The sequence below is a fragment of the Sphingopyxis sp. genome, assembly GCF_036402335.1.
Lineage (GTDB): Bacteria > Pseudomonadota > Alphaproteobacteria > Sphingomonadales > Sphingomonadaceae > Sphingopyxis.
Genome location: NZ_DASWTD010000591.1, coordinates 1 through 9,751 on the forward strand (window position 1 = coordinate 1; position 9,751 = coordinate 9,751).

Genomic DNA, 9,751 nt, shown 5'->3' on the forward strand with positions numbered 1-9,751 from the left:
TCCCGGCTATAGCTCACGCCCTCGACCGCCACGATTTTCGTGCCGTTGACGATGTCGGCCTTGAAGGCCGGGCCGTCCCACAGGATCGCCCCGGCGATGCCATCCTTGTCGACCGTCATCCCCAGCGAATGGGTGAGGTCGGCGTTCTTCGCCTGCGCCATGCGGTCGCGGTCATAGATGTTCGGCGTATCGCGCCAGATGAGCCGGTACCCCGCGCGCTCGATTCCCCCCGTCGGCGCCGCCTGTCCCGGCGTCTGCAGCCGTTCGCGCAGGAAGCCCGCCCAGTCATAAGGGTGCACCGCATTCAACGCCGCGACGACATCGTCGAAATTATAGGTGTCCTGCCCCCAGTCGCCCTCGCGCCCGCCGAAGAAGGCGCGCGCAAAATCGTCGAGGCTCTTGGCATTGTTCGTCGCGCCGCGGATCAGCATGTCGGCTTCGAGCCACACGAGCGAGCCTTCGTTGTAATAATCCTCGCTCCGCGACCAGCTCGGAAAAGGCTTGGGTTTGCGCGCCGCGATGATCGGGTCGAGCGTCGTATCCTCGACCGAGCGCCACTGGCGGCCGGGCTGCGCGCTGTAATTGCCGGCGTTGGTCGCCCATTCGGCGAGCACCATCTCCTTCGACTGCATCCCCGAGCGCCCTGCGAGGACGAGGTCCCAGAAACTTGTCTGGCCTTCGTAAACCCACAGTAGATTGTCCTGCATCGGCGTACGGTAATCGGGCGTCCACATCTTGTCGGGACGGCGATACTTGCCGTTCCAGCTGTGGACGAACTCGTGCGGCAGCAACCCGCGCTCGCTGTCATTGTCGTTCCACTTGGTGAAATAGTCGGGATTGCGGCTATTTTCGCTCGACCGGTGATGCTCGAGCCCGATGCCGCCGAGTTCGTCGCTCAGCGCGAGCAGGAAATCATAGCGGTCGTAGTGGTGGACCCCGAACAGGGCGACCGCTTCCGATACCAGCGCCGCATGGCGCGCGATATGATCGGGGCTGGCTTCGAGATATTTGGCTTCGTCGGCGACCACGTTGAGCGTCACGCCGTTGCCGAGCGCCCATTGGCGGAAATATTTGCCCGCGAACATCGGACTGTCGACGAGATTCTCGTAACTCGTCGTACCGTAGCTGTAGCGGTTGCCCGAAATCCTGAGCCCGTCGAGCGCGGCCGATCCCAGCCAGCCTTCGGGCAGCGTGACGTCGAGCTGGACGGGTATCTGGCGCGTGAAATAGCCCGCCGGATACAGGCTGACCTGCTCCCACTGCAGGTTCATCATCGCCGGGGTCACGACGACGCGGCCTTCGCTCGTGCGCGTCGGCGACAGGAAATCGAAAACGATGTCGATGCTCTTCGTGCCCGCGGGCACGTCGATGTCGAAGGCATAGACATCGGTGGGCTGGCGCGTCCAGGTCAGCGGCTTGCCCCCGGCGCTCGCCTTGAAGCCGGCGACCTCGGCGATCGCGCCGCGCGGGGCGTGCTTGCCGGGCAGCCATTCGGGATAGAGCAAGGTCAGCTTGCCCGCCCTCGCGACGGGGATCGTCTGGCGGACGTGGAAAATCCCGCGCGCGACGTCGGTCGCATCGACTTTCAACAGCATCGTTCCGGGATAGGGCTTGTCGGCGGGCAGCGGAATCGTCAGCGGCTGGACGACCGGCTGCGGCCGGCTGTTGCCATCCTGGGCCAAAGCGGCGGGGGCGACGAGGGCGATGAGAGCGGGTGCGACGAACAGTGCTTTTTTCATGGCCGTTCTCTGCCCCCGAATCGCCGCGAGGTCCAGCGGAGGCTCTGCAAGCGCTCTTTGCCTTTCGACCAAAACCCATTAGACGCCGCGGCCATGAGCAAGGACAAATCCGCCAAAATCCCGACGCCGCAGGCCGTGCGTGGCACGCAGGACATGCTCGGCGATTTCGCTGACCGCTTCGCGCATGTCGTGGGCATGTTCGAACGCGTGCGCCGCCTCTATGGCTACAAGCGGATCGAGGTGCCGGTAATCGAACCCACCGCAGTGTTCGCGCGTTCGCTGGGCGAGACGACCGACGTCGTGTCGAAGGAGATGTATTCGTTCGAGGATCGCGGCGGCGAATCGATCACGCTGCGCCCCGAATTCACCGCGGGGATCGCGCGCGCCTATATCACGGGCGGCTGGCAGCAGTTCGCCCCGCTTAAAGTGGCGACGCACGGGCCGCTCTTCCGCTACGAGCGCCCGCAGAAGGGGCGCTATCGCCAGTTCCACCAGCTCGACGCCGAGGTGATCGGCAGCGACAGCCCGCTTGCCGATGCCGAACTGCTCGTCTTCGCCGACCAGCTCCTGAAAGAGCTGGGCATATCGGAAGGCGTGACGCTGACGCTCAACACACTCGGCGACGCAGCGAGTCGCGACGCGTGGCGCGCGGCGCTCGTCGAGCATTTCGAAGCGCACCGCGGCGACCTGTCCGAAGACAGCCTCGCGCGCCTCGACAAGAATCCGCTGCGCATACTCGACAGCAAGGATCCCAAGGATCGCCCGGTCGCTGACAGCGCTCCCGATATCGACGCGTTCCTCACGAGCGAAGCGCAGGACTTCTTCGGTGCCGTCACCGCGGGGCTCGACGCCGCGGGCGTCGCATGGGATCGTAACGCGCGGCTGGTGCGCGGGCTCGACTATTATCGCCACACTGCATTCGAATTCGTCACCGACCGCCTCGGTGCGCAAGGCACGGTGATTGGCGGCGGGCGCTATGACGGGCTGATCGAAAATCTCGGCGGACCGCCGACCCCGGCGGTCGGCTGGGCCGGCGGGATCGAGCGGCTGGCGATGCTGCTTGCGGACGACGTCATCGACAACCGGCTCGATGCAGTGATCGCGGTCGAGGACGACAGCCAGCTCGCGTCCGCGATGCAGGCGCTTGCGGCGCTGCGTAACGGCGGTTTCGCGACCGAGATCGTCGCGAGCGGCTCGCCGCGCAAGCGCTTCGACAAGGCCGCCAAAATCCCGGCGCATGCGCTGATCTCGGTCGGCCTGCGCGATGGCGCGCCGCACATCAATGTCCGCGGCGACAGCGATCGCGCGAAAGCGGCCGAGGCGATCGTCCGCGCGCTCTGATGACCTCCGTTTCAGAAAAACAGATCGACGCCATCATCGAGCGTCACGCCGCGCTGCAGGCGCGCATGGCGACGGGCGATATGGCGCCTGCCGATTTTGTCGCGGCGTCGAAGGAGTTTGCCGAACTCGAACCCGTCGCGACGGCGGCGCGCGAGGTCGTGCGGCTGCGCGGCGAACTCGCGTCGCTGACCGAAATGCTCGCCGACCCTGAGATGAAGGCGATGGCGGCCGAGGAGATCGCTGCGGTCGAGGAGGCTTTGCCCACCGCAGAACATGATCTCGCCATCAAATTGTTGCCCAAAGACGTCGCCGACGAACGCGCTGCGATGCTCGAAATCCGCGCCGGCACCGGCGGCGACGAGGCGGCGCTGTTCGCGGGCGACCTGCTGCGCATGTACAGCCGCTATGCCGACGGGCAGGGCTGGAAGGTCGAAATCATCTCGGCGAACGAAGCCGAAATGGGCGGGTACAAGGAAGTCGTCGCGTCGGTGACGGGGCAGGGCGTGTTCGCCAAGCTGAAGTTCGAAAGCGGCGTCCACCGCGTCCAGCGCGTCCCTGCGACCGAAAGCCAGGGACGCATCCACACGAGCGCCGCGACCGTGGCGGTGCTGCCCGAGGCCGAGGAAGTCGATGTCGCGATCAATGACAGCGACCTCAAGATCGATATCTACCGCGCGTCGGGCGCGGGCGGTCAGCACGTCAATACGACCGATTCGGCGATCCGCATCACGCATATCCCGTCGGGCCTCGTCGTGATCCAGCAGGACCAGCGCAGCCAGCACAAGAACCGCGCCAAGGCGATGCTGGTGCTGCGCGCGCGCCTCTATGATCTGGAACGCGAGAAGATCCACAGCGCCGAAGCGTCGGCGCGCAAGTCGATGGTCGGGTCGGGCGACCGTTCCGAGCGCATCCGCACCTATAATTTCCCGCAGGGGCGTGTGACCGACCACCGTATCAACCTGACGCTCCACCGCCTGCCCGAAATCATCGAGGGCGCGATGGACGAACTGATCGACGCGCTGATCGCCGAGGATCAGGCGCAGCGGCTGGCGGGGCTGGGTGATTAGGACACCCACACCCGTTCGCATCGAGCGAAGTCGAGATGCCCCTCGGCATGGCGCTGTCTCGATGGGTGTCTCGACTTCGCTCGACACGAACGGAACGGGATGTGGGTAGCGTCGCCGCCGCGCTGCGCGACGCGGCGCAGCGTCTTGCCGGTGTTTCGGACACGCCGCGCCTCGATGCCGAACTGCTGATGGCGCACGCACTCGGCGTCGAGCGGCAGGCGGTGTTGCTCGATCCCGCGCGCTTTGCTGTACCCGCCGGCTTTGCCGCGCTGATCGAACGACGGATCGAGCACGAGCCCGTCGCCTATATCGTCGGCTACCGCGATTTCTGGACGATCCGTATCGGGGTTGGCCCCGGTGTCCTGATCCCGCGGCCCGACAGCGAAACGCTGATCGAGGCGGCGGTGGCGTATTTCGGTCCGGCGGGTCCCGAACGCATCCTCGATCTCGGAACCGGACCCGGCACACTTCTGTTTGCCGCGTTGAGCGAGTGGCCGGCCGCCACCGGCTTGGGCGTCGACGCGAGCAATATTGCGCTCGATTATGCCAATGAGAATGCGTTGGCTCTGGGGCTGGGGAACCGGGCCGAGCTGTTGCTCGGCGACTGGACCGCGGGCCTCGATGGCCAGTTCGACCTCATCCTCTGCAACCCGCCCTATATCGCCGACAGCGAGGCGTTGATGCGCGATGTCGCCGCGCATGAACCCGCGGGCGCGCTTTTTGCCGGCGCCGACGGCCTCGACGATTACCGGCGGATCATTCCCGAACTGGCGCGGCTTTTGGCGCCTCGCGGCATAGCTATTCTTGAAATCGGCGCAACACAGCGCATATTGGTGACGTCGCTGGCCGAAACGGCGGGCTTTGCCGTGCAGTGCCGGCGGGATCTGGGGAGCCGCGACAGGGCGCTTTTGCTGACCCGCCCCTGACCTCCCCTTAATAATTTGCTTGGTTTCCGCTGCAAAGCGCGGTAGGGCGCCGGCACAGGCCTGATCAGGGTCCCTTTGGCGATGCATGGCATCGATACTGGTCTGGCAGGTCTGCTTCCCAATTACGATGCTGGCACGAAGCCGTGGGGTTTCGGGCAAGCGGTAGAGGGCAAGGACCGCGCAAGGAGCGCGGGCACGACGCGCAAACAGGCGCGGTCGGCCATAAGGGGTTGGCATAGCTTATTAGCTTTTCGACAGGATGTCTCAGTTGAACATGAACAACCGGCAGAGCGGTCGCCGTCGCGGCCGCAACAACAACAGCAACAACAATAACAACCGGCCGCAATCGGGCGGACGCGGCGGGGTCGACCAGGCCAACCGCATCGACAGCCGCGCCCGCGGCAACGGCGCCCAGATGATCGAGAAGTATCGCAACCTCGCGCGCGACGCGCAGCTTGCCGGCGATCGGGTCCAGACCGAATATTATCTTCAGTTCGCCGATCATTATTTCCGCGTCGTGAGCGACTTCCGCGCCCGGCAGGACGAAAAGAACGCCCAAAACGGGCAGGAGCGCCCCGACCGCCAGCGCGAGATCCGCGGCGTCGAGGATTTCGACGGCCATGACGACACCGACAATGATGTCGACACCGACCGCGACGACAGCGACAGCGGCGACGACCGTAACGATCGAGGCGAGCGCAGCGACCGTGGCCAGCGCGATAACCGCGAAAATCGCGATGCGCGTGGCGACCGCGACAACGACAGCCGCGGCAACCGCCAGCCGGCCCGCGCTCGCCCTGCCCGCAATCGGGACGAAACGGAGGCGCAGGCCGATCGCAGCGATCGCAGCGAGACCTCCACGCCGCCCGTGCGTGAAGAAGCGGTCGAGGAGGAGCGCGCCCCGCGTCCGGCGCGTCGCCCGGCTCGCCGCCCGCGCCAGGACGACAGCGTCGACAACGGCGATGCGGGGATCGACACGGCGGTCCTTCCGCCCGCGATCGGTCGTCCCGAACGCAACACCGAAAGCGATGCCGCGGACGAAACCCCCGCCGCCAAGCCGCGCCGCACGCGCCGTACGCTGGCGACGCGCAGCACGGATGTCGAAGCGGCTGAATAAGTCAGCGATTTCACGCTGGTTTTTCCGATTCGCATGACATAGCCTCCCCGCGGGACATATCCTGCAGGGAGGTTTTTTATGCGCGTGTTGGCCCTAGCCTGTTTGCCGCTGCTCGTCGGCGGCACGTCGACCGCCCTTTTTGCGCAGGACGCCGCGACCGGTAACGCGCAGGGCGACGTTGCCGTCACCATCTATAACAATGGCCAGTCGCTGGTGCAGGACGACCGCCAGCTCAGTGTCACCGCCGGGCGCAACCGCATTGAATTTCCCGACGTGTCGGCGCGTATCCGCCCCGAAACGGTGACGCTGTCGGGACCCGGCATCGGCATCGTCGAACAGAATTTCGATTTCGACCTGCTCACCCCCGACAAGTTGATGGACAAGGCGGTCGGCCAGTCGATCACGCTCGTCCGGACCAATCCCGCGACCGGTGCCGAGCGCACCGAGCGGGCGAAAGTGCTCGCCGCCAATGGCGGCATCGTGCTCCAGATCGGCGAACGGATCGAGGTGCTGCGCGACGACGGCCTGCCGGTACGCGCGGTGTTCGACCGCCTGCCGCCGAATCTGCGCGCGCGCCCGACGCTGTCGGTGACGGTCGATGCCGCCAGCGGTGGGACCGTTCCGGCGCGCCTTTCCTATCTGACCCCCAATCTCGGCTGGACCGCGGACTATGTCGCGCTCTTCGACGCGGCGAAGGGCGCCATGGATATCCAGGGCTGGGTGACGCTGACCAACAGCACCGGGACGACATTCAGCAATGCACGCACCCTGCTCGTCGCGGGCAGCCCCGGCGGCGGCGGCGGTTTCAGCCAGATGACGGGCGCGATGGATTCGGCGGGGACCGAAAGCAACAATCGCGAACGGCTCGGCGACTATTATCTCTATCCGCTGGCAGAGCGCACGACGATCGCCAACGCGCAGCAGAAGCAGGTGAGCTTCCTCGACGTGAAGGGCGCTCCCGCGCAATCGACCTATGAATTCGTCAACCGCTGGATGGGCAGCAGCACCGACCCCGTGAGCACCGCGAGCGTGCTGCGCTTCTCGACCTCGCGGCAGGGCGGCCTCGGCGACCAGCTGCCCGCGGGGACGATTCGCGTCTATATGCGCGACGCGCGCGGCGACCCGCAGTTTATCGGCGAGAATAATATCGGCCACACGCCAATGGGATCGGCGATGTCGTTGCGCACCGGCGACGCCTTCGACGTCAAGGTTCAGACGACCGTCGTCTCGCGCACGCGCAAGGGCGATTCGCGCTGGGTGACCAAGATGAAATATCTCGTCACCAACGCGCGCCCGGGACCGGTGACCGTGCTAGTGGCGCAGGACGGGCTCTATGGTGACGTGCGTATCACCGACGAAAGCCTGAAGGGCGAGCGCGTATCGGCCGACCGCGTCGAGTGGCAGGTGCCGGTGCCCGCCAACGGCAAGGTCGAGCTGACCGCCACATTCGACACGCGTTACTGAGGGACCGCACGATGCGGGCCTGGCCCCTGCCGACCCCCATATTGGCGCTGGCGGTGCTGGTTGCGCCAACGCCGCTGTTTGCGCAGGCCGAATCGCAGCCTGAAACGCCGATTGTCGTTTCGGCAAGGATCGCCGATGCCGCGGTCACGGTCTATCGCGCGCCAGGTCGTGGCGGCGGGCCGATCAACCCGAACTGGCCGCAAGGCTTCGCCTTCATCACCGAAACGCGCACCGTCACCCTGCCAGCCGGGACGTCGGTCTTGCGATTCGAGGGCGTCGCCGAAGGGCTGCTCCCCGAAACTGCGGTGGTCAGCGGATTGCCCGACGGCGTGATCGAAAAGAATCGCGATGCGCGGCTGCTGTCGCCCGCGGGGCTGGTCGACGCGTATCTGAAGCGCAGCGTCACCTTGCGGCGAACCAGCCTCGCGACCGGCAAGGTCGTCGAGCAGGAGGCGGTGATCCAGTCGGGGCCGACCGGCGGCGTGATCGTCGAGACCGCGGGCGGGGTCGAGGCGCTCGCCTGTTCGGGGCTTCCCGAACGGATGCTCTATCCCCGCGTCCCCAAGGACCTCTCGGCAAAGCCGACCTTGTCGGTGCTCGTCGAAAGCAAGGCGGCGCGGACAGTGAAAATCCAGCTGCTCTATCTGGCCGAGGGGTTCGACTGGGCCGCCAATTATGTCGCCGACCGCGGCGCCGACGGAAAGACGCTGGGCATGACCGGCTGGATCACCGTCGCGAACGGCGGGGTCACGAGTTTCCCGGGCGCGCAGCTCAACGTCATCGCGGGCCGGCTGAACAAGATGTACAGCCCGCCGCTGCCCCGCAGCACCCCGGGCCCGCTCGTGCTCCGATGCTGGCCGATGGATATCACAAGCACGCATCCTTTGTGGGAACTGCCGCCGATCATCGAGATCGAGCAGGAGTTCGGAATGGATGCAGCCGAGGAAGTGGTTGTGACGGGGAGCCGTCTGGAGCGGCGCGCCTATGCCATGGCGCCGCCTCCACCGCCGCCCCCGCCTCCGCCGGCACCCCCGCCGCCGCCCGCCGAGGATCTGGGCGACCTCAAATTCTATCGCATCCCTTTCCGCGTCGATGTGTCGGCAAAGGGACAGAAACAGGTCGCGCTGCTCGCGAAGGACAAGGTTGCCGTTGAACAGCTTTACGCCGGCACCTTGTACGACAACGGCTCGCCGCAGCCGCTGGTGATGCGGCTGCGCGTCCAGAACCGCGAAGCGGACGGGCTCGGCCTTGCGCTGCCCGCCGGCACCGCGGCTGTATTCGAGACTGTCGGCGGCCGGCGCCTGCTCGTCGGCGAAGCGCCGATCGGCGACAAGGCGAAGGACGAGCGCGTCGACTATGACATCGGGCAGAGCCCGGCGGTGCAGGTTCGCGCGCTGGTCAAGGATCGCGACGCCAAGGGCGAATTTCAGACGTGGGAGGTCACGCTCACCAATTCGCGGCCGTTCGACGCCGAGGTCGAGATGCTGATCCCCTTCGCGCTCGATCCGGAGCCGACGGATTGGGAGCGCCGCGGCTCGAGTTGGGTATGGCGTGTCCGCGTGCCCGCGAACGACAGCGTAATCCAGAGCTTTCGGCAGAAGCTGAAAAACGGGTGATCGCGAGCGCAAGCCGCGTACCGTTGGCCTGGGGGCTTGGCGCGCTGGCACTGATCGGTGCTGCGAATCCCGCGCACGCGAGCGATTCGCCGCCGGTGGTGCGGTCGGTCGCGATCGACGATGTTGCAGTCACTGTCTATCGCGCGCCTGACCGGTCGTCGGGCGGAATCGACCCCGACTGGCCCGAAGGCTTCGCTTTCATCGGCGAGACACGCACCATCGCCTTGCCGGCGGGAACCGCGGTCGTGCGATTCGAGGGCGTGGCGGAAGGACTGCTCCCGGAAACCGCCGTGGTCGGCGGGCTTCCGGACGGCGTCATCGAAAAGAATCGTGATGCGCGACTGCTGTCGCCCGCGGGACTGGTCGACGCCTATCTGAAGCGCCGCGTCACGCTGCAGCGCACCGACCCTGCGACGGGCAAGCCGCGGCGACAGGATGCGATCATCCAGGCGGGCCCCAATGGCGGGGTGCTGGTGAAGAC

The 9,751-nt window shown here is 66.3% G+C and carries 7 protein-coding genes and 1 pseudogene; 7 read left to right on the forward strand and 1 reads right to left on the reverse strand.

Annotation, left to right across the window (positions count from 1 at the left end):
- Positions 1-1,739 (reverse strand): peptidase M61 (locus VGD20_RS19190; RefSeq protein ID WP_331135977.1); only part of this gene is annotated, 1,739 nt, incomplete at its 3' end.
- A gap of 93 nt (positions 1,740-1,832) precedes the next feature.
- Here VGD20_RS19190 and hisS point away from each other — a divergent pair.
- The 7 genes and pseudogenes from hisS to VGD20_RS19225 form a co-directional block, all read left to right on the forward strand.
- Positions 1,833-3,080 carry a histidine--tRNA ligase gene (gene hisS, locus VGD20_RS19195; protein ID WP_331135978.1) on the forward strand — a complete coding sequence of 416 codons (1,248 nt, stop codon included), beginning with the start codon at positions 1,833-1,835 and terminating at the stop codon, positions 3,078-3,080.
- Positions 3,080-4,147, forward strand: a complete 1,068-nt coding sequence (gene prfA, locus VGD20_RS19200) for a peptide chain release factor 1 (RefSeq protein WP_331135979.1) — start codon at positions 3,080-3,082, stop codon at positions 4,145-4,147. Before hisS ends, prfA begins: the two co-directional genes overlap by 1 nt.
- 101 nt (positions 4,148-4,248) lie before the next feature.
- Positions 4,249-5,073, forward strand: a complete 825-nt coding sequence (gene prmC, locus VGD20_RS19205; RefSeq protein ID WP_331135980.1) for a peptide chain release factor N(5)-glutamine methyltransferase — start codon at positions 4,249-4,251, stop codon at positions 5,071-5,073.
- Between the two features lie 274 nt (positions 5,074-5,347).
- Positions 5,348-6,190 (forward strand): DUF4167 domain-containing protein, encoded by an 843-nt coding sequence (locus tag VGD20_RS19210; protein ID WP_331135983.1) that lies wholly within the window; start codon positions 5,348-5,350, stop codon positions 6,188-6,190.
- Between the two features lie 78 nt (positions 6,191-6,268).
- A complete protein-coding gene (locus VGD20_RS19215; RefSeq protein ID WP_331135981.1) occupies positions 6,269-7,654 on the forward strand; it encodes a DUF4139 domain-containing protein in 1,386 nt (461 codons plus the stop codon).
- An 11-nt stretch (positions 7,655-7,665) separates the two neighbouring features.
- A complete protein-coding gene (locus VGD20_RS19220; RefSeq protein ID WP_331135982.1) occupies positions 7,666-9,270 on the forward strand; it encodes a hypothetical protein in 1,605 nt (534 codons plus the stop codon).
- A gap of 44 nt (positions 9,271-9,314) precedes the next feature.
- Positions 9,315-9,751 (forward strand): annotated as a pseudogene (locus VGD20_RS19225) (hypothetical protein); the annotation flags it as partial.